Origin of the sequence: Janthinobacterium sp. SUN206, assembly GCF_030587305.1 — a bacterium.
Taxonomy (GTDB): domain Bacteria; phylum Pseudomonadota; class Gammaproteobacteria; order Burkholderiales; family Burkholderiaceae_D; genus Janthinobacterium; species Janthinobacterium kumbetense.
The window spans coordinates 148086-173834 of record NZ_JAPWIB010000004.1 but is presented as its reverse complement, the minus strand read 5'-3'; the positions used below and the strand labels follow the sequence as shown (position 1 = coordinate 173834).

The following is a 25749-nucleotide window of genomic DNA, read 5'->3' as shown; positions in this document are numbered from 1 at the left end:
CGCTGTCATATGCAGCAAGTAGTATCGTAGTGCGATGGCGTTGGATTGCAAGCAGCAGTTTTGGCAACAAGGGCGCGTGCCTGTATCAACAAATATGCGCCACTTTCCTTGTATTCGAAAGGCATCATGAAATCATCTTCAAGCCTGTATCAACAATTGTGCGCCGCGCTGCTGTTCGCGCTGGCATTGTGCAGCGTCCAAGCCGTGGCGGCGCCCGGTGGCAGCGCCATCGGCAGTGCGCCGCAGGGGACGCTCGTCATCATCGGCGGCGGCCTGCGCGCCGATAATGCCGAAGTCTGGCAGCGCATCGTCAAGCTGTCGGGCGGGCCAGGCGCGCGCATCGCCGTGCTGGCCTCGGCCGCGATGAACCCGGAAAAATCGGGCGAAAGCATCATCAAAAAGCTGAACCAATATGGCGCCGATGCCTTTTTCGTGCCGCTGGCCGTCAAGCTGCCGAACAGGGATTACCGCAAGGCCGCCGAAGACCCGGCCATCGTCACGCAGATCAAGTCGGCCAGCGGCATCTATTTTGCCGGCGGCGACCAGGGGCGCATCACGCAAGCCTTGCTGCGGCCGGACGGCAGCCGTACGGCCGCGCTGGAAGCCATCTGGTCGGTCTATCGCAATGGCGGCGTGATCGCCGGTTCCAGCGCCGGTGCCGCCATCATGAGCACCACCATGTTCTACGACGCCAAGCCCGTACTCGACATGCTCAAGATGGGCGTGACGGATGGCCGCGAGATCGCGCCCGGCCTGGGCTTCATCGGCAGCGATGTCTTCGTGGACCAGCATCTGCTGGTGCGCGGACGCTTTGCGCGCATGATTCCCGTGATGCTGAAAAAAGGCTATCACCTGGGGCTGGGCATCGATGAAAACAGCGCCATGGTGGTCGACGCCATGCGCGACGTGGAAGTCATCGGTTATAGCGGCGCCCTGCTGATCGACCTGTCGGGCGCCATCAGCGACCGTGGCGTGAAAAATTTTAACATCAGCAATGCGGCCATCAGCTACCTGGACCGGGGCGACAAATTCAACCTCGTCACGCGCGTGTTTACGCCCTCGCCGGACAAGGCCGACAACAAGCTCGATCCTAACCAGCCCGACATGCGCGAACCCGTGTTCACCAACGATATCCTCGGCAACAACGCCGTGCTCGACTTGATGGGCAATTTGATCGACAACGCGCAGCAGGAAGCCATCGGCATCGCCTTCGGCAACCCGCGCGACCCATATCCGGACCTGGGCTTCGAGTTTCGCTTCAGTAAAACGGTCAACAGCGTCGGCTACAGCTCGACCGAGGCGGAAGCGTATTCGGTGCTGAAACTGCGCCTCGACATCCGCCCCATCCAGCTGCGCCAGCCCCTGTACCGCTACAAGTAAGCGGCGCGCTGCCAGCGCGGCCACGCGGCGATGGTCAAGGCCCTGAGCAGCCACTCGACGGGGCCATACGCGTGGCCGCGCAGCCACCAGCGGCTCAACGGCAGCTGCAGGCCGAAGATGATGGCTGCCAGCGCCAGTGCGCCCAGCGGCGACACGCTGCCCATCAGCCGCGCGCCATACGCGAGGAACAGCACGGCGCAGATGGCCGACTGCAGCAGGTAGTTCGACAGGGCCATGCGGCCCGTGTCGGCCAGCAGCGCAAACAGCGTGCCGTCGCGCAGGCGCTCGAACAGGACCAGCGCCAGCGCCAGGTAGGCGCCCGCCAGCAGTGGCGCGCTCGCCAGGCCCACGGCCAGTCCCGCCACCTGCCATGCCTGGCTATCCCCATACACGGAGGTCCACGCGTAGAAGGCGGCGCCGGGCAAGCCCACCAGCGCGCCGGCCCGCAGCAGCAGGCGGCGCAGCGGCAGATAATCGCTTGCGTGCAGCAGCATCTCGCGCTTGCCGGCGGCCAGGCCGCACAGGAACATGGCCAGCGCGCATGGTGCCTGCACCAGCAGCAGGACGATCCAGATTTCACCCAGTTCGCGCAGGTGCTGATGGACGACGGCGGCCGGCGTGGCGTGGTAGGCGGCCAGCGCGCTTGCCGCCTTTTGCGCCATCGCCACGGCGTTGTCCGCAGCGTCGCCCGCTGGCTGCAGGCTTTGCAGCCAGGCCATGCCTGCCCAGAATGCCACGCAGACGGTGACGAGTATCAACGCCAGGGACAGTGCCTGGCGCTCGCCGCAGCGGTACAGCGCCAGCAGCACGATGCCCAGCAGAGCATAGGTCGTGAGTATGTCGCCATGAAACAGGAGCACGGCATGCAGGGCGCCGATCAGCCACAGGCCCACTTGCCGGCGCAGCATGCGCGGCACGAACGGCGCATCGGCGCGCGCGGCCGCCTGCATCTGCAAGGTGAAGCTGTAGCCGAACAGGAAGGAAAACAGCAGGTAGAACTTGGTTTCGAACAGCAGGGCGACGATAAAGTGCGTGGCGCGGTCCACGCCGCCGTGAAAGGCGGGATCGGTCAATCCCAGGCCGAACCAGGGCGTGGCGAAGGCGCCGATATTGACGACCAAAATGCCGAACAGGGCGCAGCCGCGCAGGGCGTCGACGTCGGCGATGCGTGTGGGCTGGGCTTGCATGGCGGCGCTCATGCCAGGGCAGGGCGCAGGAAGCGCGCCAGCAGCAGGTGCAGGCTGGCGCGTTGCGCCAGCGGTGCATAATCGGGATCGACTGCGACCCGGTTGAAGATGCCGTCGATCAGCGCGGCGATCCAGCTGGCCGTTTGCGCGGCGTCCAGCGCGGCGTCGACCTGGCCCCCTGATGCCGCCTCTTCCAGCAAGGCTTGCAAGCCGGCGCGCAGGCTGGCGTCGTTGCGCGCCACCCTGGCCGCGATATCCGTGTCGCGCATCGCTTCGGCCGATATTTCCAGCGCCAGCCCCGCAAAGTCGTCATCGGCCGCCAGCGCCAGCACCAGGTCCATGAAATCGAGCAGGGCGCCGTAGGCATCGGCGCTGCCTTGCACGCCGGCGAAATAGGCGGTCGTCTCGCTGCCTTCCTCGTCGACGATGGCGGCGATGATGGCTTGCTTGGAGGGGAAGTAGTGAAACAGGTTGCCGGGACTCATGCCCGCCTGCGCGCAGATGGCGGCGGTGCTGGTCTGGTGAAAGCCCTTGCGCGCAAAGCAGTGGCGCGCGGCGGCGAGAATGGCGTCACGGCGGGCCGCGTGTTTGCCGGGATCGATGGTGCGCATGGCTCTTTCCTTTAGTTAATCGACTAGTCAGTCTAATATAGATTGATTGTATCGTATGGTCAAGCGAATCGCGTGAAATGGGCGCTTTGCACGCCCGCATCCTGTCGCTACAATGTGCCGCAGCGGTTTTTCCCGCACCTGCCGGCAGGCCCGCCGATTGTTTGGAAAACCGTTCCCTTCACCTGTTTTTCTACCGTTTTAGGAATGACATGCAGCAGACTCCGATTCGATCCTTCCTCTGCGCGCTGGCGCTGGCCGCCGGCATCGTCCCTGCCGCGCAGGCGGATAATGCGCCGCCGCCGGCCACCATGCGCCTCGATTACCAGCACAGTGGCAATGCGCTGGGCGAGCACTATGCGGTCGAGCGTGTGCTGGTCGAGCCGCTGCCATGGCCGGGCAACCCGGTGCGTCCCATTGACGACAGCAACCGCGGCAACAACCTGCTGGAAGTGGTCGACATCAAGTCGGGCAAGGTGCTGTATTCGCGCGGTTTTTCCACCATCTTCGGCGAATGGGCCAGCACCGATGAAGCGAAGACCACCACGCGCGCCTTCCAGGAATCCGTGCGCTTCCCGCAGCCCGAGCACCCCGTGCGCGTGCGCATCCTCAAGCGCGACGAGCGCGGCCTGTTTTCCGTTGTGTGGAGCACCGATGTCGACCCTGCAGCGCAGGACGTGATCCGCAAGCAGCCGCCGGCGCCCGTCCAGCCGATCCCGATCCGCATCAGCGGGCCATCGCCCGACAAGGTCGACCTGCTGATCATGGGCGACGGCTATACGGCCGCCGAAATGGGCAAGTTCGAAGCGACGGCGCGCAAGCTGGCTGACCATCTTTTCACCGTCTCGCCATTCCGCGAGCGGGCCAGGGACTTCAACGTGTGGGCCATGGCCGCGCCGACCCAGGAGTCGGGCGTGTCGCGTCCCTCGACGGGCGTGCATCACGCGTCGCAGCTGGGCACGCGCTACGATATCTTCGGCAGCGAGCGCTATGTGCTGACGACGGATAACCGCGCGCTGCGCGACCTGGCGCAGTACGCGCCGTATGAATTCATCGAAATCCTCGTCAACAACGATACCTACGGCGGCGGCGGCATCTTCGGCCAGTTCAGCACGGCGGCGTCCAATAGCGACTGGGCCAATTACCTGTTCGTGCATGAATTCGGCCACCATTTCGCCGGCCTGGCCGACGAGTACTACACCTCGCCCGTGGCCTATCAGTCGAATGGCGAGCGCCAGGAACCGTGGGAGCCGAATGCCACGGCGCTGCGCGATCCGGCCAGGCTGAAATGGAAGCACCACGTCAAGGCCGGCACGCCGCTGCCGACGCCATGGCCGAAGGAAGCATACGATAGCCATGCGCGCGAATACCAGAAGCAGCGCGCGGCCCTGCGTGCGGCCAACCGCCCGGAAAGCGAGATGAGCGACTTGTTCAAGGCCGACCTGGCCTACACGCAGCAGCTGTTCTCGAAGGCGCCGCAGCGCCATGCGGTGGGCGCCTTCGAAGGCGCGAACTACGAGTCGTCCGGCTACTACCGTCCCGAGATGCAGTGCATCATGTTCGACCGCAGCGAGACGTTCTGCTCCGTGTGCCAGGATGGCATCAGCACCATCATCGACCTGTATTCGCGTCCCGCCGCGGCGCCGGGCAAATAATGCCGCTCTTGCCGCTTCCGTAATGCATGGGGGGTCATGTTGCATCGCAATAGCATGGCCCCCTCTCTGCTTCTCTCCACCGCCTGCCTTCCGCCGCTGCCCAGCGCTGCTTGTTTTCCAGGCAATGCCAATTGTCGCTCACCTGCGCGCTTTTCTTCTCGCTAGCCCAGTGATATTATCAAATCAATACGTCCGCACGCTTGCCTGAAAAATATTTCATTTAGATAATATTGAGGTAAAATTTGATTTACATCAATGTTGCATTGCCGCAATCGCACTTATAGTTGACCTAGCTCAAAGCGTCATGGAATGCGGATCGGACTCATCACGAATCACGCGTCTAAATGCTGTAGAGTAATTTCGCCCCGTACCAGTTCCCCGAAAATGCACTGGTGCGTGCCTCGAATTTCAGTGACGGAAGCCGATTCATGAAGATGCAGACCCCCGCGCCTGACGCGTGCAGTACCTTACACCCCCACACTCCCATTGCCTTGCCGTATGCGCGTGCCGGCGGCGTGACGCTGGCCACTTGCGCCGCCGCCATGCACGCCGGCGCGGTGCGATGCGTGCATGCGGCCACGCCGTGGCCCGCCCTGCGTCCGGTCCAGGCATGACGGCCGACTTGCGGCCCTTGCCTTTGCAGGGCAAGCGGGGCCTGGTGGTGGGTATCGCCAACACGCAAAGCATCGCCTGGGGCTGCGCCAGCGCACTGCGCGCGGCCGGCGCCGAATTGGCCGTGACCTGGCTCAATGACAAGGCCCGTCCATACGTGGAACCGCTGGCGCAGCAAGTGCAGGCGGCCATCATGGCGCCGCTCGACGTGGCCGTGCCGGGCCAGCTCGAAGCGCTGTTCGCGCAGATCGAACGGCAATGGGGACGGCTCGATTTCGTCGTCCATTCCATTGCCTATGCGCCGAAGCAGGACTTGCATGGCCGCGTGACGGACAGTTCTGCCGACGGCTTTGCGCAGGCGATGGATATCTCCTGCCACTCCTTCATGCGCATGGCGAAACTGGCCGAACCGCTGATGCCGGACGGCGGCAGCCTGATGACCATGAGTTATCTGGGCGCGGAGGAAGTCATCGCCGACTATGGACTGATGGGCCCCGTGAAGGCGGCGCTGGAAGCGTCGGTGCGCTACCTGGCGTCCGAACTGGGCCCGCAAGGCATCCGCGTTAACGCCATTTCGCCGGGACCGCTGGAGACGCGGGCCGCTTCCGGCATCGCCCATTTCGACCGCCTGATGGCCGACGCCATCGAACGCTCGCCCATGCGGCGCCTGGCCACCATCGAGGACGTGGGCGCGCTGTGCGCCTTCCTCGCCGGCGACGGCGCGCGCGCCATCACGGGCGGCACCCTGTATGTCGATGGCGGCTACAACATTCTGAATTGACTGGAAGAAGATGACCATGGCTGTTCCTACTTTGCCCAACTGCGCCAGGATGGCCGCGCTGGCCACCGCGCTGGCTCTGGCCGGCTGCGCCTCGATGGCGCCACCGTATGCGCCACCGCCGCTGCCCGTGGCGGCGCAGTATCCGGAAACCGATTCCGCCGGCGCGCACGCGCCCGACGTCGCCTGGCAAGCCTATTTTGCCGATCCGCGCCTGCAGGCGCTCATTGCGCAGGCGCTGGCGAGCAACCGCGACATCCGCATCGCCGCGCTGCGCGTGGAAGAGGCGCGCGCCGCGTATGGCATTCAGCGCGCCGAGCAATTTCCCACGATCGCGCTGGGCGCTTCGGGCAGCCGCGCGCGCGTGCCCGGTGACCTGAGCGTGACGGGCCGTCCCATGACGAGCGCGCAGTACCAGACAGGCTTGAACGTGAGCGCCTGGGAACTCGACTTCTGGGGCCGCGTGCGCAGCCTGAAGGACAGCGCGCTGCAAACCCTGCTGGCCAGCGACGAGGCGCGCCGCGCCGTCGGCGTGGCCCTGGTGGCGCAGGTGGCCAATGGTTACCTGGGCTTGCGCGAACTCGACGAGCGCGTGGAACTGGCGCGCGCCACCGTCGACAGCCGCGCCGAATCGCTGCGCATCTTCACGCGCCGCTTCGAGGTGGGGTCGATTTCCAAGCTGGACCTGACGCAGGTGGAAACCTTGCTCAGCCAGGCCTTGTCGCTGTCGGCGCAGCTGGAACAGGCGCGCGCCGTGCAGGCGCATGCGCTGGCCCAACTGGTGGGCGGCCCCATCGACCTGACGCCGGTGGCTGGTGAGGTGCGCCGCTTCGACGACGCCAGCGTGCTGCAGCCGCTGCATGCGGGCCTGCCCTCGGCTTTGCTCACGCAGCGTCCCGACCTGGTGGCGGCCGAACATCAGCTGCGCGCCGCGCAAGCCAATGTCGGTGCCGCGCGCGCCGCCTTCTTCCCGACGATTTCCTTGACGGCGGCCTACGGCACGGCCAGCGCGGAATTGAGCGGCTTGTTCGATTCGGGCAGCGGCGCGTGGAATTTCGCGCCGCGCCTGGTGCTGCCGATCTTTGACGCGGGCCGCCTGCGCGCGAATATGGAACTGGCCGAGGTGCGCCGCGACGTGGCCGTGGCCAACTACGAAAAGAGCGTGCAGGGTGCTTTCCGCGAAGTGGCCGATGCGCTGTCGAACCGGCGCTGGCTGGCGCTGCAGGTCGATATCGGCAAGACCACGCTGGCCGCGCAGAGCGAACGGGCGCGCCTGGCCAAGCTGCGCTACGACAATGGTGCCGCGCCCTACCTGGAAGTGCTCGACGCGCAGCGCGATTTGCTGACGGTCGAGCAGCAGCTGGTGCAGACGCGCCGCGCGCTGCTCTCGAGCCAGGTCAGCCTGTACGCCGCCCTGGGCGGCGGCGTACCTGCCAACACCTCCGCCGCCGCCACGTTCACCAATTAAAAGCGATTGCCGATACCATGACTCCACAACTGAAGAAAAAACTTATCCCCGCGGCGCTGGTCGTGGCCGTCCTCGTGCTGGGCTATGTGGCCTGGCAAAAAATGCGTCCCACGGGCCCTGGCGAAGGTTTCGTCAGCGGCAATGGCCGCATCGAAGCGACGGAAATCGACGTCGCCAGCAAGCTGGCGGGCCGGGTCAAGGAGATCCTCGTGCGCGAGGGCGACTTCGTCAAGTCGGGCCAGCCGCTGGCCACCATGCAGGTCGATTCCCTGACGGCCCAGCGCGACGAGGCGCGCGCGCGCCAGCAGCAGGCGTCCGACGCCGTGGTGGGCGCGCAGGCGCAGGTGGCCGTGCGCGAGAGCGACAAGGCGGCCGCGCTGGCCATGGTGGCGCAGCGCGAAAGCGAACTCGATGCGGCGAAGCGCCGCCTGGCCCGTTCCGAAACCCTGTCGAAGGAGGGTGCTTCCTCGGTGCAGGAACTCGACGACGACCGCGCCCGCGTGCGCAGCGTGGCCGCGGCCCTGAACGCGGCCAAGGCGCAAGTGACGGCGGCGCAGGCAGCCATCGACGCAGCCAGGGCGCAGGTGGTGGGTTCGCGCTCCGCCGTGGTTGCCGCCGAGGCGACGACGGCGCGCATCGATTCCGACCTGGCCGATGGCCAGCTGACGGCGCCGCGCGACGGCCGCGTGCAATACCTGGTGGCGCAGCAGGGCGAAGTGCTGGCGGGCGGCGGCAAGGTGCTTAACCTGGTCGACCTGTCGGACGTCTACATGACCTTCTTCCTGCCCGAGACGGCGGCCGGCAAGGTGGCGCTGGGCGGCGAAGTGCGCATCATCCTCGACGCGGCGCCCAATTACGTGATTCCGGCAACGATCTCGTTCGTCGCGGCCAGTGCGCAATTCACGCCGAAGACGGTGGAAACGGCCAGCGAGCGTCAGAAGCTGATGTTCCGCGTGAAGGCGCAGATCAGCCGCGAGCTGCTGCAAAAGCATCTGGCGCTGGTAAAAGTGGGCTTGCCTGGCGTGGCCTGGGTGCGTCTCGATGCGAAGCAGGCATGGCCCGCTGAACTGACTGCCAAGGTTCCGCAGTGAGCATGGACGTGAACTCCTTTGTCGTCCGCATCAAGGGCGTCAGCCAGCATTACGGCAAGACGGTGGCGCTCGACGCCATCGACCTGGACGTGCCGGCCGGCCGCATGGTGGGCTTGATCGGACCCGATGGCGTGGGCAAATCGAGCTTGCTGTCGTTGGTGGCCGGCGCGCGCGCCGTGCAGCAGGGCAGCGTGATGGCGCTGGGCGGCGACATGCGCGATGCGCGCCACCGCGACGACGTCTGCCCCCGCATCGCCTACATGCCGCAAGGCTTGGGCAAGAATCTGTATCCGACCTTGTCTGTCGAGGAAAACCTGCAGTTTTTCGCGCGCCTGTTCGGCCACGACGCGGCCGAACGCCGCCGCCGCATCGACCAGCTGACCCGCAGCACGGGCTTGCAGCCCTTCCTGGCGCGCCCGGCGGGCAAGCTGTCGGGCGGCATGAAGCAGAAGCTGGGCCTGTGCTGCGCCTTGATCCACGATCCCGACCTGCTCATTCTCGATGAGCCCACCACCGGCGTCGATCCGCTGGCGCGGGCCCAGTTCTGGGACCTGATCGCCGGCATCCGCGTGCAGCGCCCGCAAATGAGCGTGATGGTGGCCACCGCCTACATGGACGAGGCGCAGCGCTTCGATTGGCTGGTGGCCATGGACGACGGCAAGGTGCTCGATACGGGCACGCCGGCCGAACTGCTGGCGCGCACGGACAGCGGCAACCTGGAAGCGGCCTTCATCAAGCTGCTGCCCGACGCCAAGCGCGCCGGTCACCAGCCCGTCGTCATCACGCCGCTCGATGCGGCCAGTGCGCAGGACGTGGCCATCGAGGCCAAAGACCTGACCATGCGCTTCGGCGATTTCACGGCCGTCGACCATGTGAATTTCCGCATCGGTCGCGGCGAGATTTTCGGCTTTTTGGGATCGAACGGCTGCGGCAAGTCGACCACCATGAAGATGCTCACGGGCCTCTTGCCGGCGACGGAAGGCAAGGCCTGGCTGTTCGGCAAGGAGGTCGATTCCAACGATATCGACACGCGCCGCAGGGTCGGCTACATGTCTCAGGCCTTCTCTCTGTATAGCGAATTGACGGTGCGCCAGAACCTGGTGCTGCACGCGCGCCTGTTCCACGTCCCGGAAGCTGAAATCGCTGCACGCATCGACGAGATGGCGCTGCGCTTCGACTTGCGCGCAGTGATGGACGACTTGCCCGACAGCCTGCCGCTGGGCATACGCCAGCGGCTGTCGCTGGCCGTGGCCATGGTGCACAAGCCGGAAATGCTGATCCTCGACGAGCCGACGTCCGGCGTCGACCCCATCGCGCGCGACAATTTCTGGCGCCTGATGATCGAGCTGGCGCGGCGCGACCGCGTCACCATTTTCATTTCCACCCACTTCATGAACGAGGCCGAGCGCTGCGACCGCATTTCGCTGATGCACGCGGGTAAAGTGCTGGTCAGCGATGCGCCGGCAGAACTGGTGCGCAAGAAGGGTGCACCGTCGCTGGAAGCGGCTTTCATCGCCTACCTGGAAGAGGCGGGCGGCGGCACGGCGCCCGCGGCAGTGCAGGAAACGCCGGCGCCCGCGCAGGAAGCGGCAGTGCAGGCACCAGCGCCGCAGCACCGGCGCAGCCGTTTCAGCCTGGGACGCATGCTCAGCTACATGTGGCGCGAAACCCTGGAACTGCGCCGCGATCCCGTGCGCCTGACGCTGGCGCTGGGCGGCTCCGTGCTGCTGCTGTTCGTCATCGGCTTCGGCATCAGCCTGGACGTCGAAGACCTCAGTTATGCGGTACTTGACCACGACCAGACGACTTTGAGCCAGAATTACACGAACAACCTGGCCGGCTCGCGCTACTTCATCGAGCGACCGCCCTTGCGCGACTATGCCGATATCGACAAGCGCATGCGCAGCGGCGAACTGTCGCTGGCCATCGAGATCCCGCCCGGCTTCGCGCGCGACGTGCAGCGCGGCGCACTGGCCCAGGTGGGCGCGTGGATCGATGGCGCCATGCCGATGCGCGCCGAAACCGTGCAGGGCTATGTACAGGGCATGCATCAGCTGTGGCTGGCCGACCAGGCCTTGCACCGCTATGGCATCACGATGAACAACCCCGTCGCCATCCAGACGCGCTACCGCTACAACCCGGACGTGAAAAGCCTGCCGGCCATGGTGCCGGCCGTGATTCCCCTGCTGCTGCTGATGCTGCCGGCCATGCTGGCGGCGCTGTCCGTGGTGCGCGAAAAGGAGCTGGGTTCCATCATCAATCTGTACGTGACGCCCGTCACGCGCCTGGAATTTTTGCTCGGCAAGCAGGTGCCGTACGTGCTGCTGGCCATGCTCAATTTCATCCTCATGGCGCTGCTGGCGGTGACGGCCTTCGGCGTGCCGATCAAGGGTAGCCTGCCGACCCTGATCGGCGCCACCTTCATCTTCAATATCTGCGCCACCGGCATCGGCTTGTTCGCGTCGACGTTTACGCGCAGCCAGATCGCGGCCCTGTTCGTGACCATGATCGGCACCATGATCCCGGCCATCCAGTTTTCAGGCCTGCTCAATCCCGTCTCGTCGATGGAAGGCGTGGGCAAGGCCATCGGCCTGATGTACCCGGCCACGCACATGCTCAATATCAGCCGGGGGGTGTTCAACAAGGCGCTGGGCTTTGGTGACCTGCATGCCTCGTTCTGGCCCCTGATCGTGGCCATTCCCGTGATCCTCGGTGTGACGGTGGCGCTGCTGAAGAAACAGGAGAGCTGATATGCGGCATCTTGAAAATATCTACCGCCTGGGCGTGAAGGAAATCTGGAGCCTGATCCGCGATCCCATGATGCTGATCCTGATCCTCTACACGTTTACGTTGGCCATCTACGTGGCCGCCACGGCCAAGCCGGAAACCCTGCACATGGCCTCGATCGCCATCGTCGACGAGGATGGCTCGCCCCTGTCCGGGCGCATCGCCTCGGCCTTCTTTCCGCCCCAGTTCACGCCGCCGGCCATGATCAACCAGAGCCAGGTCGATGCGGGCCTGGACGCGGGCCAGTACACCTTCGTGCTGACGATACCGCCCAAGCTGCAGGCCGACGTGCTGGGCGGGCGCCAGGCGGAGCTGCAGCTGAACGTGGATGCGACGCGCATGAGCCAGGCCTTCAGCGGCAGCGGCTATATCCAGCAGATTGTCGCCGGCGAAGTGGCCGAATTCGCCAAACGCTATCGGGGCGCGACGGTCTCGCCGGTGGAACTGGTGATGCGCGCGCGCTTCAATCCTTCGTTGAGCCAGGCGTGGTTTGGCTCGCTGATGGAAATCATCAACCAGGTGACGATGCTGTCGATCATCCTCACGGGCGCGGCCCTGATCCGCGAACGCGAACACGGCACCATCGAGCATCTGCTGGTGATGCCCGTGACGCCGGCCGAAATCATGCTGGGCAAGGTCTGGTCGATGGGCCTGGTGGTGCTGCTGGCCGCCGCCCTGTCGCTGAACCTGGTGGTGCGCGGCATGCTGCATGTGCCCATCGAAGGCTCGATCGCGCTGTTCCTGTGCGGCGCGGCGCTGCACCTGTTTGCCACCACGTCGATGGGTATTTTCCTCGCCACCGTGGCGCGCAGCATGCCGCAGTTTGGCATGCTGCTGATCCTCGTGCTGCTGCCGCTGCAGATGCTGTCGGGCGGCAGCACGCCGCGCGAAAGCATGCCCGAACTGGTGCAAAACATCATGCTGATCGCCCCAACCACGCATTTCGTCGAATTGAGCCAGGCAATTTTGTACCGGGGCGCCGGCATCGACGTGGTGTGGAAGCCGTTCCTGGCCCTGCTGGCCATCGGCACGGCCCTGTTTACCTTCGCGCTGGCGCGCTTTCGCAAGACCATCAGCCAGATGGCGTAGCCCCCGCGCCGGAATGGTCCGGCGTTTTTTGCATGAAAAGGATAGCCATGAAGATCGAAGCTGCACCATTTTTCTCCACCGGCGGCTTGCCGTCGCTGGGCGTGCTGGGCGACTATGCACGCGACTCGTGGCAGCGCATCGTGTTGTACGCGGACGTGATGCGCCGGCGCGGCAACCAGTACCAGGAGCACATGGCCGAGGAAGTGCCGAACGTGCTGGACTTCCCCGCCGAACTGGTGATGTCTGGCCTGGAACTGGCGCGTCCCGTCAACTACGGCCTGGCGCGCATATTGACGCCCGATGCGCCCGAACCTGATCCGTCGAAGCGGCCCTTCGTCGTCGTCGACCCGCGCGCGGGACACGGTCCCGGCATCGGCGGCTTCAAGGCGGAAAGCGAAATCGGCGTGGCCCTGCGCGCCGGCCACCCGTGCTACTTCATCGGCTTCCTGCCCGATCCCGTGCCGGGACAGACGGTGGAAGACGTGATGCACGCCGAGGCGGCCTTCCTGGAAAAAGTCATCGCCCTGCATCCGCTCAGCGAGGGCAAGCCCGTCGTCATCGGCAATTGCCAGGCGGGCTGGCAAATCCTCATGACGGCGGCCATGCGCCCGGAATTGTTCGGTCCCATCATCGTGGCCGGCGCGCCCGTGTCGTACTGGGCCGGCTGGCATGGCCGCAATCCGATGCGCTACGCCGGTGGGCTGATGGGCGGCAGCTGGGCCACGGCCCTGGCGGGCGACCTGGGCAACGGCCGTTTCGACGGCGCCAGCCTGGTGCAGAATTTCGAGAAGCTGAACCCGGCCAACACCCTGTGGAGCAAGCAGTACAACCTGTATGCAAACATCGACACGGAAGCGCCCCGTTACCTGGAATTTGAAAAATACTGGGGCGGCCACGTCTTCCTGAACGACGTCGAGATGCAGTACATCGTCGACAATCTGTTCATCGGCAACCGCCTGGCTACGGCGGAGTTGATCACGTCCGATGGCGTGCGCCTGGACTTGCGCAATATCCGTTCGCCCATCGTCGTCTTTTGCTCGAACGGCGACAACATCACGCCACCGCCGCAGGCGCTGGGCTGGATCACGGACCTGTACCGCGATGACAAGGATGTGCTGCTGCACGACCAGACCATCGTGTATGCCGTGCATGACAGCATCGGCCACCTGGGCATCTTCGTCTCGGCCAAGGTGGGGCACAAGGAACACCAGAAATTCGCCAGCAATATCGACCTGATCAACCTGCTGCCGGCCGGTATCTACGAAGCGAGGATCGTCGACAAGACGCCCGACACGCCGAACGCGGACCTGGCCAGCGGCGACTATGTGCTGCAGGTCGAGCACCGCGGCATCGAGGATGTGCGCGCCATCGTGCAGCCAAGCGTGGAAAACGACCGCAAGTTCGCCGCCGCCGCGCGCGTGTCCGAAGTGAACCTGGCCTTGTACCGCACGTTTGCGCAGCCGTGGATCCGCGCCATGGTCACGCCGCAGTCGGCGCGCTTCCTGCAGCTCGCGCATCCGCTGCGCGTGTCTTACGAACGCTGGACGGACCATAATCCGCTGGCCAGGCTGGTGGCCAAGGAGGCGGAAAAAGTACGCGCCCATCGCCAGCCGGTGGCGCCCGACAACCCGCTGTTGGCCATGCAGGAGGCCATCTCCGGCGCCATCACGGCCGGCTTGAACGGCTGGCGCGACTGGCGCGATACGCTGCAGGAAACCACCTTCGACCTGGTGTACGGCTCGCCCCTGGTGCAGGCGCTGACGGGACAAGCCATCGGCGACACGACGCCGCCGCGCCCCCATCCCGGTATCTCGCCCGAGCATTGCGAATACGTGCGTTGCGAAACGCGCAAGATGGACGAGGACATGCAGCGGGGCGGCCTGGTGGAAGCGGCCGTGCGCGCGCTGTTCTACATCTACCGCTTCCGCATGATCGCCGACGAGCGCAGGGTCAACCTGGCCCTGAAATTGATCAAGCCGCAGTACCGGCAGGATGTCAACATGGAGGAATTCCGCGGCATCGTGCGCCAGCAGGCGCGCTTGATGCTGCATGATTTCGATGCCGCCATCGCCGCCTTGCCGATTCTGCTGTCGCGCGCCAGCCCGGACGACATCGGCGCGCTGTCCGAATGGTTGCAGCAAGTGCTGCAAGTGCCCGAAGCGCCGACGCCGGACGAGGAAGCGAGCCTGCAGCAGATGCTGGACGTCTTCGAGCGCGCGATCAAGGCGCAAGCGAAGGCGTTGCCGTCGGACGCGGGCTCATCCCCTGCCGGGTCAAAAGCCAAGCCGGCCAAACACATTACCCCTGTATAGAAGACCACGATGACTACTACCCAAGACGATGACTTGAATATCGTACGTAACCGCACCTTCGACCAGATCGCCATCGGCGACAGCGCCAGCATCACGCGCACCCTGAGCATGGACGATATCGCCCTGTTCGCGGTGATGTCGGGCGATGACAACCCGCAGCACCTCGATGCCGAATTTGCCGCCGCCAGCCGCTACCAGGGCGTGATCGCCCACGGCATGTGGGGCGCGGCCCTCATTTCCGCCGTGCTGGGCACGCGCCTGCCCGGCGCCGGCACCGTCTACACGGGCCAGACCCTGCGCTTTTTGCAGCCCGTACGCGTGGGTGATACGCTGGCCATCAGCGTCACCGTCACGGCCCTCGAGCCGCGCAGCCGCCACGTGACCCTGGCGTGCCGCTGCGTCAACCAGCACGGCGCCGTGGTGCTCGACGGCGAGGCGCAGGTGATCGCGCCCGCCGAGCAGATCGAACGCCAGCGCGCCACCCTGCCCGAGGTACGCCTGCATAACGGCGACGGCACGCGGCGCCTGCTGGAACACGCGCGCACCCTGGGTCCGATCAAGGTGGCCGTGATCCACCCTTGCGATGAACTGAGCCTGTCCGGCGCGCTCGACGCGCATGCGGCCGGCCTGATCACGCCCGTGCTGGTGGCGCCGCGCGCGCGCCTGGAGGCGGTGGCGCTGGAAGCTGGCCTGAGCCTGGCCGGCATCGCCATCGAGGACGTCGAGCATAGCCATGCGGCAGCTGCGCGCGGCGCCGAACTGGCGGGCAAGGGCGAAGTGGAAGCCTTGATGAAGGGCAGCCTGCACACGGATGAACTGATGTCGGCCGTGCTGTCGGCCAGCGCCGGCCTGCGCACCAAGCGCCGCATTAGCCACTGCTTCCTGATGCAGACGCCTGCGTATCCGCGTCCCTTCATCATCACGGACGCGGCCATCAATATCGCGCCGAACCTGGCCATGAAGGCCGACATCGTGCGCAACGCCATCGACCTGGCGCACGTGATCGGCGTGGCCAGGCCGCGCGTGGCCATCCTGGCCGCCGTGGAAACGGTGAACGCGGACATGCCCGCCACCCTGGACGCGGCCGCCCTGTGCAAGATGGCCGACCGCGGGCAAATCACGGGCGCGATCCTCGATGGCCCGCTGGCTTTTGACAACGCCGTCTCGATCGCCGCCGCCACCGTCAAGGGCATCGTCTCCGAGGTGGCGGGCCGCGCCGATATCTTGCTGGTGCCCGACCTGGAAAGCGGCAACATGCTGGCCAAGCAGCTCGAATACATGGGCGACGCGGACAGCGCCGGCATCGTGCTGGGCGCGAAAATTCCCGTCATCCTGACCAGTCGCGCCGACTCGCGCGCCAGCCGCATCGCCTCATGCGCCATCGCCGTGATGCTGGCCAACCATTACCGGAGCACGCCGCCATGAACGCGCCAATCACCCATGCCGACGGCACCCTGATCCTGGTGCTCAATTGCGGCTCGTCGAGCATCAAGTTCGCCTTGTTCGAGCAAGCGGGCGGCGTGCTGCCGCAGCAGGCGCAATGGAGCGGCAAGGTCGAAGGCATCGGCCGCGAAAATGCCACTTACCGTGCCGGCGGACTGCCGGCAGTCGCCTTGCAGCTGGACCCGGAGCAGCCGCATCACGCGGCCCTCGAATACATCCGCGCGCAAGTGGTGGCGCAGCTGGCCGGGCGTCCGCTGCGCGCCGTGGCGCATCGGGTGGTGCATGGCGGCAGCAAGTATTTCGCCCCCGTGCGCATCGATTTCACCGTATTGGCCGACCTGAAAAGTTTCGTCCCGCTCGCGCCCCTGCACCAGCCGTTCGCGCTGGAGGCAATCGAGGTGCTGCTGGAATCGCGGCCCGACATCGCCCAGGTGGCGTGCTTCGACACGGCCTTCCACCACACGGTGCCGCAGGTCGAGCAGATGCTGGCACTGCCGTACGATGCGTGGGAGCGGGGCTTGCGCCGCTACGGCTTCCACGGACTGTCGTACGAATACCAGTCGCTGGTGCTGGAGCAGCGCTTCGGTGCTGTCGCGCGTGGCAAGGTCATCGTGGCCCACCTGGGCAGCGGCGCCAGCCTGTGCGCCATGGAGAATTTGCACAGCGTGGCCACCACCATGGGCTTTTCCGCCTTGGACGGCCTGATGATGGGCACGCGCTGCGGCTCGCTCGATCCGGGCGCCGTCATCTACCTGATGGAAATCGAAAAACTGTCGCTGGAAAAGGTAGCGCACGTGCTGTACCACGAATCGGGCTTGCTGGGCGTGTCGGGCGTGTCGGCCGATCCGCCGGTCTTGCTGGCGCAGCAGGACCGCCAGGATGCCACTGGCGAGCGCATCCGCGCCGCGCTGGCTTTATACATCCGCCGCATCGTGCGCGAGATCGGCGCCCTGACGGCCGTGCTGGGCGGGCTGGACATGCTGGTGTTTACGGCCGGTATCGGCGAGCACAGCGCCGAGCTGCGCCAGCGCATCTGCGCCGAGCTGGGCTTTATTGGCCCCGTGCTCGATGCGCAGGCGAATGCGCGCAATGCCAGCCGCATTTCCAGCGATGCCAGCCGCATCGTGGTGGGCGTGGAACCGGCCAACGAGGAGTGGGTGGCGGCGCGCCACGCGGCCCTGGCCGTCAGCGTGTGAGATCCTGCAGCGTACGGCCGCGCTCGATGGGAAGTTTGCCGAAATGCACATATTTCCCGTTGAGTGCGCTAACGCACTGTGTGGTTTGCCAGTTATCTTTACTATGAAGTCATGCCATTGCGCTACATCAAGAAACAGCGCGATGCCTGGCAAATTTTGAACATTTTGCCCGCCTTTAGTAAGAATAAAATTAAACCATATTGAAAGGTCTCATCATGAACAAATTACTCGCCGCACTGATCGCTACCCTGTTTGCCACCGCCGCCTTCGCGCAAACCGCACCGGCCACGGAAGCCGTTGTGAAAGCCCAGGCTTCCGCGCAAAAAGACGTCAACAAGGCTGTTGCTTCGGAAGCCAAAGTCGATGCCAAGGCTGACGCGAATGTCGCCAAGGCGGAAATGAAGGCCGACGACAAGAAAGCCGACGCCCACCACAAGGCCAACAAAACCAAGGCCAAGGCACACGACAAAGTCGTCAATGCTGATGCGGAAGACAAGCTGAAAGCGGAAGCCAAGGCGGATAAAACCGATGCCAAGGCCGATGCGAAAGCCACCAAGACGGCCGTGAAAGCGAACGCCAAGGTCGCCAAGGAAAAAGTGGAAGCGAACGCCGACAAGGCCCTGGCCGCCACCAAGACGGAAGAAGCCAAGGCCAAGGCCGACGCTGAAGTCAAGGCAGCAGCCGCCAAGTAATTCCCCGTTTGCGGGCCACGGCCCGTAAACCCCAAAGACAGCTTCGGCTGTCTTTTTTTTCGTCCGCCACTTTTCCCTGGCGTCGCTTGCCAGTCTTGATCTGCCGCAAATGCTCCTCTTTTCGCCGTGCCATAGTGATCTGGCAAACAGACGAAGGGAGACATCATGAGCACCGCTAAAACGAAAAAAACACCGGCCACCGGTTCGGCTGAAGGCATGTCCGCCATGTCTTCCATGCAGGCGATGCCGGTCGAGGGCGACATGCAGGCCGATGCTGATGCGACGGGCGGCGACGCTATGCCGGGGCCGCGCCTGGGCGTGTCGTATGCCGACCAGACGGCGCTCGCCCAGGGGGCGACCGCCGTGGATGCCGGCGCCATGCCGGGCGGCGGCATGCAGCAGGCGCCGCAAGGCATGGCGGGCACCAGCTGCATGCAGATCGGTGGCGGCGGCATGGGCGGCGATGGTGGCGGTGGCAACGGCGGCGATGGGGGGCAGGGTGGCGGTACGCCGCAGACGCGCACCTGCGCCACGATGGACGTGCATCGTCGCCTGCTGACCGAAGATCCATCCTATGCGAACGTGCGCGCCGATATAGAAAACCTGGCCGGACTTTACGAGGGCGACAGCAGCATTGCCGGACGTTCCGGTGTGACGCAGATACCGGTGGTGGTGCACGTGGTGTGGAATACGGCCGCGCAGAATATTTCGGATGCGCAGATCGCCAGCCAGATCGATGTCCTCAATCGCGACTTCCGACGCGTCAACCCGGATGTGAACAGCACGCCGGCGCCATTTTTGCCCCTGACGGCCGATGCGCGCGTCGAGTTTGCGCTGGCCACGACCGATCCGCATGGTGCGGCCACCAGCGGCATCGAGCGGCGCCAGACGACGGTCGCCTCGTTTGGCGCGGACGATGCCGTCAAGTCGCAGGCGACGGGCGGCATGGATGCCTGGCCGGCCGACAGCTACCTGAATATCTGGGTGTGCCAGCTCGGTGGCGGCTTGCTGGGCTACGCCCAGTTCCCCGGCGGCCCGGCCGCCACCGACGGCGTGGTGATCCTGCAATCGGCGTTTGGCACGAGCGGCACGGCGGCGCCGCCGTTCCACCTGGGACGCACGGCCACGCATGAAATCGGCCACTGGCTGAACCTGAACCATATCTGGGGCGACGACGGCACCGGCTGCTCGGGCACGGACAACGTGGCCGACACGCCCAACCAGGGCGGGCCGAATACGGGCCAGCCTTCGTTTCCCCACGTTTCCTGCAGCAACGGGCCGAATGGCGACATGTTCATGAACTACATGGATTACGTCGACGATCCCGCCATGTTCATGTTCACGGCGGGCCAGGTGGCGCGCATGCAGGCCTGTCTCGATGGTCCGCGCGCCAGTATCGGCACAGGAGGCACGGGGGCAGGCGCCACGCCGCGCCAGAGTTCCTCTCCCGTCGTGGCCTGGGGCGCGAACCGCCTCGACGTCTTCGTGCTGGGCACGGATCGCGCGCTGTACCACAAGGCCTGGAATGGCTCGACCTGGGCGCCGTCCGTCACCGGCTATGAAGGGCAGGGCGGCATCTGTACCAGTGCGCCGCAGGTGGTGTCGTGGGCGCCGAACCGGCTCGACGTGTTCGTCACGGGCACCGACAGCGGTTTGTTCCACAAATGGTGGAACGGTACGGCCTGGGGACCGTCCCTGACCGGCTATGAAGCCATGGGCGGCTTGTGCGTGGGCGACCCGCGCGCCGTGGCCTGGGGGCCGAACCGCCTCGACGTGTTTGTCGTCGGCACGGACCGGGGCCTGTATCACAAGTGGTGGAATGGCGCCGCCTGGGGGCCGTCGCTGACGGGTTACGAAGCCATGGGCGGCATCTGTCTGGGGCAGCCGGAAGCTGTGGCGTGGGGGCCGAACCGCCTCGATGTCTTCGTCATCGGCACGGACCGGGCCCTGTACCACAAGTGGTGGAACGGCACGGCCTGGGGACCGTCGCTGACGGGCTATGAACGCCTGGGCGGCATCTGCACCTCGTCGCCGAAGGCGGTGGTGTGGGGGCCAAACCGCCTCGACGTGTTCGTCACGGGCACCGATGGCGCGCTGTACCACAAGTGGTGGGATGGCGCGAAATGGGGGCCTTCCAACGATGGCTTCGAGCGCCTGGGCGGCATTTGCGTGGGCGAAGTGGAAGCCGTGTCGTGGGCGCCGAACCGGCTCGATGTCTTCGTCATCGGCACGGACAGCGCCCTGTACCACAAGGCATGGAACGGCAGCGCCTGGAGTCCGTCGCTGACGGGATTTGAAAACCTGGGCGGCATCTGCACCTCGCGTCCGCGCGCCACGGCCTGGGCGGCGAACCGCCTCGACGTATTCGTCACGGGCACGAATGGCGCCCTGTTCCACAAGGCGTGGAACGGCACGGCCTGGTCGCCCTCCGTGAGCGGCTATGAAAGTCTGGGCGGCGTGGTATCGTGTTTCTGACGTTCATGTGTTAAACGGGAGGCGGCATGCACGGCATGACGATGGCTTTGCCCAGCGGTAGCTGGACGCATTCCTTCGAGGAGGATGCAGACGGTATCGAGGTGTACCGGCCTACGGCCACGTTCGCCTTTCCGCCCAGCCGCCAGGGGCGCAAGGTGCTCGAGTTCGGCGCGCCCGCCGGTGCCATGGCGCCAGGGGAGGCGACCTTGACGTCGATGGCGCCCGGCCCCGATGACCGGCCCCGTGCCGGCCCCGTGACCCGGTTGCGGCCCCTGGGCATGGGCCGCTATGCGCTCGGCGATGCTGGCGGGGCGCAGGAGGTGATCGACATCGTTGAAGCGACGCCCGACGTGCTGCGCCTGTCGCGGCGTTAAGGCGTGCCGCGCAGTTTGCAGGCGAGCGCCGTGCGGTTGCCCACGCCCAATTTCTGGTAAATCGCATGCAACTGGTTGCGCACGGTGGCCGGCGACTTGCCCAGTTCCCTGGCGATGCTTTTATAGGGCAAGCCTTCGGCCGCCAGCGCCGCCACCAGCCGTTCGGCCGGGGTCAGGCGCTGCATGGCCGCCTGCCTGAAACGTTGTTTGTCATCCTTGTTCTCCTCTCCGTGTGCGGCATGCCGGGGGCATGCCTGCAGGGATAACGGGAACGCGGGGCGGATCTGTCAAATTATCTGTGCAACGCTTTTCCCTGCTGCAGCGACGCGGTGACGGGCAAAAAAAAGACAGGCGAACCTGTCTTTTCATATAACTTGATGGCGGTCAGCCGATGGCCGCCATGGATACCGGTTTCAGCTTGGCCGCCAGCGCCTTGCCCTTCTTCGCGCGCTTGCCGAAGTGTTCGGCCAGGGCCGTGGCGCCCAGCGACGCATCCTGCGGTTTCGAGGCCCGGCCGATGCCCGAGACCACCACGCCGCGCTGGGTGATCGGCTGCACGGCCAGCAGCTTGTCCTTGGCATCGAGGTCGATCAGCTTGACGCCCGTGCCGCCCTTGGACAGGGTTTTCATTTCATCGAGGCCGAACACCAGCAGGCGCGCGCCTTCCGTCAGGCAGGCCAGGGCACTGGCTGCCTCGGGAATGACTTTGGGCGCCAGAGGCACGTCACCGTCGTCCAGGGTGATGAAGGCCTTGCCGCCTTTCAGACGGCTCGTCATGTCGCCCGCCTTGGCGATGAAGCCGTAGCCGGCGCTCGACGCCAGCAGCAAGCTGGTGGCGCCATTGCCCGCAAAGTAATGGAGGATGCGCACGGCGTTGCCGGGCGTGCCGCCGCTCAGGTCGCACAAGGTCGTGATCGGTACGCCGTCGCCGCGCGCGTTGGGCAGCGCCGAGACGGGGACCGAGTAAATCTTGCCGTTGTTGCCAAAGCCCAGCAGGGTATCGACCGTGCGGCACTCGAAGGCGCCATGCAGGCTGTCGCCGGCCTTGAACGTGAATTGCGCCGCATCGTGGCCGATACCGGTGCGCGCGCGCACCCAGCCTTTCTCCGAAATGATGACGGTGACGGGTTCATCGACCACCTTCTGTTCGGCCACGGCTTTCTGCGCTTCCTCGATCAGGGTGCGGCGCGCGTCGCCGAACTGCTTGGCGTCCGCTTCGATTTCGCGGATGATGGCGCGCTTCATCGATCCCGGGTTGTCGAGCAGGTCTTGCAGCGATTTTTCTTCCTTGCGCAGCTCGGCCAGTTCCTGCTGGATCTTGATCGTTTCCAGGCGCGCCAGCTGGCGCAGGCGGATTTCCAGGATATCGTCAGCTTGGCGTTCGGACAGTTTGAACGCGTCGATCAGGGCCGCCTTCGGCTCATCCGAATTGCGGATGATCTGGATCACCTTGTCGATATTGAGCAGGATCGCTTCGCGCCCTTCCAGGATATGGATGCGGTCCTTGACCTTGCCCAGTTTGTAGCCGGTGCGGCGCGTGACGGTCTCGAAGCGGAAATCGATCCACTCGCGCAGGATGTCGCCCAGGCCTTTCTGGCGCGGACGGCCATCGCCGCCGATCATCACCAGGTTGATCGAGGTCGACGATTCCAGCGACGTATGCGCCAGCAGCATCAGCATGAACTCCGTCTGGTCCTGGTTCTTCGATTTCGGTTCGAACACGAGGCGCACGGGCGCGGCGCGGCCCGATTCGTCGCGGATGGTGTCGAGCGAATTGAGGATCAGCGCCTTCAGGGCCACCTGGTCCGGCGACAGCGCCTTCTTGCCCAGCTTGATCTTTGGATTCGTCAGTTCCTCGATTTCTTCCAGCACCTTTTGCGACGAGGTACCGGGCGGCAGTTCCGTCACGACGGCTTGCCACTGGCCGCGCGCCAGCTCTTCGATCTTCCAGCGCGCGCGCACCTTCATGCTGCCACGGCCGCTCGCGTACATGTCCTGGATTTGCGATGGCGGCGTGATGATCTGGCCGCCGCCGGGGAAGTCCGGACCGGGAATGATGGCCATCAGTTCGGCGTGCGTGATCTTCGGATCGCGGATCATGGCGACAGCCGCCTTGGCCACTTCCGCCAGGTTGTGCGACGGGATTTCCGTCGCCAGGCCCACGGCGATGCCGGAGGCGCCGTTCAGCAGCACCATCGGCAGGCGCGCCGGCAGCAGCTTCGGTTCTTCTGTCGAACCGTCGTAGTTGGGCTGGAAATCCACCGTGCCCATGCCGATTTCATCCATCAGCAGCTTGGCGATCGGCGTCAGGCGCGCTTCCGTGTAACGCATGGCCGCGGCGCCGTCGCCGTCGCGCGAGCCGAAGTTGCCCTGGCCATCGATCAGTGGGTAGCGCAGCGAGAAATCCTGCGCCATGCGCACCAGCGCGTCGTACACGGACTGGTCGCCATGCGGATGCAGTTTACCCAGCACGTCGCCGACCACGGCCGCCGATTTGCGCGGCTTCGCCGTGGAATTCAAGCCCAGCTCATTCATCGCATACAGGATGCGGCGCTGTACGGGCTTCTGGCCGTCGCACACGTCGGGCAGGGCGCGGCCCTTGACGACGGAGATGGCGTAGTCGAGATAGGCGCGCTCGGCGAAGGTGGACAGGGTCAGCGCTTCGCCGTCGAATACCGGTTCATCCGGCTCGATCGGCTCAGGCTGGGCATCGTCAAATAAATTGGTTTGTGTGGACATGGCGCTTGTTTCGGTGTTAAGTGGTTGCGGTTGAATTCGTGGAGCTGATTATGACAGCCCGGATTTGGAAAAGGACTTGCCGTACGTCAGATACATGTAGCGCAAGGTCAAATAGAGCACGGCCAGGGCCAGTTCGACGCTGTTATGCATCATCGGCATGGCGCGGATGGCCGGGGCTTGGCTGGCCAGCACGAAAGTGGCGATGGACGGCACCAGTACCACCGGCCAGATCGTCTTCCATTTGAAATCGCTGGGGGAAAACAGCAAGCCGGCACACGACCAGACATACAGCGCGGAGCCGACGAAGGCGGCCGGCAGCAGTTGCAAGTACAGTTGCAGCAGCAAGCCCGTGCAGCCGATCAGCCATGCCGCGCGCAGGCGGGGCAAGAGCGCCTCTGGCCAGCCGCAATCGCCATACAGACCGGTGGCGCTGCGCAGGGCCAGCGCCGCCAGGCAAAACATCAATGGCATGGCATCGCCGATGGCCAGCGTCGCCGGACCTTTGCCGCTCATGAACATGGCCGCGAACAACGACAGGCCCAGGCACAGGAACAGCAGCATGCCATGTAGCAACTGGCGGTTCATCGCATACGCGAGCAGGGCCGATGCGCACAAACCGGCCGCAGTGACGAGGCGCATGGTATCGCCGCGTTCGGGCAGGAACAGCAGCAAGGCCAGCACGAGGTAGGGCACGATCCAGCCCAGTTGCCGCAAGCCTGGCCGCTGCCACAGCACGGGCAGGCGTTCCTGCAGCGTTTCCTGCAGCGCTTCCAGGTGCGCGAACAGGGGCACCGGCCAGCGCAAGGCATGCATGGCCAGCAGGGAAAAGGCGAGCGCCTGGAAGCCCAGCAGGCTGGCATAGGCAGCCGTGTCGCCGAGCTTGAAGCCTGCCGCATCGAGCACACCCGCGAGCATGAAGTGCAGCATGAAACCCAGGCCACCCGAGGCCAGCGCCGTCTGCTTGAAGTAGCGTTTGGCATGGACGGCGTGTTCCCACTGCTCGAACAGGTCTGTATCGAGCTTGCAGGCCAGCATCTCGCTGTGCTGCCAGCGTATCGCGTGCAGCAGTTCGCGCAGCTGCAGCGTGAATTTTTGGTCGAACAGCTGGCGCGCGTAGGCGCTGGGCGGCTGCTGCGACATGATGCAGTCCAGGCCGGGGTAGCTGTCGCGGTTGTCGCTGAAATGGGCGAACGAGCGGTCTGCCCGGTAGCGCTGCACGGCGCCGCGCACCAGGTCCGCATGGCTGCGCGCCAGGTAGGAAAAGTCGCGGTCCCAGCCCAGCTGCTCGAACAGGGCCTGGCGCAGCGCCAGGTCATAGCCGGTGCTGGCGCAATAGCGCAGCGCACACAGGTCGAATTCCTCGCGTACGTCGAGGTTCAGCATGGCGTCGTCCTGCAGCATGCCGGCCAGCACGTCGCCGACATCCGCATGCCGCGTCAGCACCAGGCAGCCTTGCCACAGGTTGGCCGCTTCCTGCGCCGGGTCGATGGCGACCACGCCCCATTGCTCCGGCGGCGGTGCGGGCTCCTGGGCAATGATGCCCCACAGTTCCGCAGGTGCTTCCTGCGCTTCCTGCACCGCCTCGTCGATGACGCCCCACAGGTCTACCGGTTCCATGGGCGGCGCTTCTGGCGCTTCCGCCGCTGCCGCTTCGGCCGCTGGCGGTTCCGGAAATTCCTCGGCAAACAGGTGCGCATGGCGCAGCGCGTATTCATATGCTTCGCGCAGTTCCTGGAAGGCAGCCGGATCGTCTTCGGGACGCGTCACCTTCAGGCGCTTCGCATACGCGCGCTTGAGGGCGCGCTCGTCGCCCGTCGGCTCCGTGTCCAGGATATCCCACAGGCTGCGCTGCCCGTTGTGCAT

The 25749-nt window shown here is 65.3% G+C and carries 18 protein-coding genes; 13 read left to right on the top strand and 5 right to left on the bottom strand.

What is annotated here, in order from left to right; all coding sequences use genetic code 11:
- Nucleotides 1–126: 126 nt before the first annotated feature.
- On the top strand, nt 127–1380 hold the full coding sequence (locus O3300_RS21400; RefSeq protein ID WP_251350229.1) for a cyanophycinase: 1254 nt from the start codon (nt 127–129) through the stop codon (nt 1378–1380).
- Here the strand turns inward: O3300_RS21400 and O3300_RS21395 are convergent.
- Both O3300_RS21395 and O3300_RS21390 read right to left on the bottom strand, forming a co-directional pair.
- Nucleotides 1371–2567: a DUF418 domain-containing protein gene (locus O3300_RS21395; protein WP_305054049.1), complete on the bottom strand. Its 1197-nt coding sequence runs from the start codon at nt 2565–2567 to the stop codon at nt 1371–1373. The two genes, O3300_RS21400 and O3300_RS21395, sit on opposite strands and share 10 nt — an antisense overlap.
- 8 nt (nt 2568–2575) lie before the next feature.
- Nucleotides 2576–3178 (bottom strand): TetR/AcrR family transcriptional regulator, encoded by a 603-nt coding sequence (locus O3300_RS21390; RefSeq protein ID WP_305054048.1) that lies wholly within the window; start codon nt 3176–3178, stop codon nt 2576–2578.
- A 209-nt stretch (nt 3179–3387) separates the two neighbouring features.
- Here O3300_RS21390 and O3300_RS21385 point away from each other — a divergent pair, with 209 nt between their 5' ends.
- The 12 genes from O3300_RS21385 (at nt 3388) to O3300_RS21330 (ending at nt 21147) form a co-directional block, all read left to right on the top strand.
- Nucleotides 3388–4830, top strand: coding sequence for an IgA Peptidase M64 (locus tag O3300_RS21385; RefSeq protein ID WP_305054047.1), 1443 nt, complete (start codon nt 3388–3390; stop codon nt 4828–4830).
- A gap of 610 nt (nt 4831–5440) precedes the next feature.
- Complete coding sequence (fabI, locus tag O3300_RS21380; protein WP_305054255.1) at nt 5441–6223, top strand: enoyl-ACP reductase FabI; 783 nt, start codon at nt 5441–5443, stop codon at nt 6221–6223.
- 16 nt (nt 6224–6239) lie between these two features.
- Nucleotides 6240–7688 (top strand): efflux transporter outer membrane subunit, encoded by a 1449-nt coding sequence (locus tag O3300_RS21375; RefSeq protein ID WP_369812311.1) that lies wholly within the window; start codon nt 6240–6242, stop codon nt 7686–7688.
- A 17-nt stretch (nt 7689–7705) separates the two neighbouring features.
- Entirely contained in the window at nt 7706–8779 is a 1074-nt protein-coding gene (locus O3300_RS21370) for an HlyD family secretion protein (protein WP_305054045.1), read from the top strand.
- 2 nt (nt 8780–8781) lie between these two features.
- Nucleotides 8782–11529 carry a ribosome-associated ATPase/putative transporter RbbA gene (gene rbbA / locus O3300_RS21365; RefSeq protein ID WP_305054044.1) on the top strand — a complete coding sequence of 916 codons (2748 nt, stop codon included), beginning with the start codon at nt 8782–8784 and terminating at the stop codon, nt 11527–11529.
- 1 nt (nt 11530) lies between these two features.
- On the top strand, nt 11531–12655 hold the full coding sequence (locus O3300_RS21360) for an ABC transporter permease (RefSeq protein WP_289884783.1): 1125 nt from the start codon (nt 11531–11533) through the stop codon (nt 12653–12655).
- Between the two features lie 47 nt (nt 12656–12702).
- On the top strand, nt 12703–14967 hold the full coding sequence (locus O3300_RS21355; protein WP_305054043.1) for a DUF3141 domain-containing protein: 2265 nt from the start codon (nt 12703–12705) through the stop codon (nt 14965–14967).
- A gap of 9 nt (nt 14968–14976) precedes the next feature.
- Entirely contained in the window at nt 14977–16392 is a 1416-nt protein-coding gene (locus tag O3300_RS21350; RefSeq protein WP_251350238.1) for a bifunctional enoyl-CoA hydratase/phosphate acetyltransferase, read from the top strand.
- Nucleotides 16389–17606 carry an acetate/propionate family kinase gene (locus tag O3300_RS21345; RefSeq protein WP_099666486.1) on the top strand — a complete coding sequence of 406 codons (1218 nt, stop codon included), beginning with the start codon at nt 16389–16391 and terminating at the stop codon, nt 17604–17606. The genes O3300_RS21350 and O3300_RS21345 overlap by 4 nt, the downstream gene beginning before the upstream one ends.
- A gap of 215 nt (nt 17607–17821) precedes the next feature.
- Nucleotides 17822–18298, top strand: coding sequence for a hypothetical protein (locus tag O3300_RS21340; protein WP_099666487.1), 477 nt, complete (start codon nt 17822–17824; stop codon nt 18296–18298).
- A gap of 165 nt (nt 18299–18463) precedes the next feature.
- Nucleotides 18464–20773 (top strand): M43 family zinc metalloprotease, encoded by a 2310-nt coding sequence (locus tag O3300_RS21335; RefSeq protein ID WP_305054042.1) that lies wholly within the window; start codon nt 18464–18466, stop codon nt 20771–20773.
- Nucleotides 20774–20808: 35 nt separating this feature from the next.
- Nucleotides 20809–21147, top strand: coding sequence for a hypothetical protein (locus O3300_RS21330; protein ID WP_305054041.1), 339 nt, complete (start codon nt 20809–20811; stop codon nt 21145–21147).
- Here O3300_RS21330 and O3300_RS21325 read toward each other — a convergent pair.
- The 3 genes from O3300_RS21325 to O3300_RS21315 all read right to left on the bottom strand — a co-directional run bounded on the left by O3300_RS21325 (nt 21144) and on the right by O3300_RS21315 (nt 25749).
- Nucleotides 21144–21332, bottom strand: coding sequence for a helix-turn-helix transcriptional regulator (locus tag O3300_RS21325; protein WP_305054040.1), 189 nt, complete (start codon nt 21330–21332; stop codon nt 21144–21146). The genes O3300_RS21330 and O3300_RS21325 overlap by 4 nt on opposite strands.
- 199 nt (nt 21333–21531) lie before the next feature.
- Nucleotides 21532–23886: a DNA topoisomerase IV subunit A gene (gene parC / locus O3300_RS21320; RefSeq protein WP_099666490.1), complete on the bottom strand. Its 2355-nt coding sequence runs from the start codon at nt 23884–23886 to the stop codon at nt 21532–21534.
- Between the two features lie 48 nt (nt 23887–23934).
- Nucleotides 23935–25749 carry a J domain-containing protein gene (locus O3300_RS21315; protein WP_305054039.1) on the bottom strand — a complete coding sequence of 605 codons (1815 nt, stop codon included), beginning with the start codon at nt 25747–25749 and terminating at the stop codon, nt 23935–23937.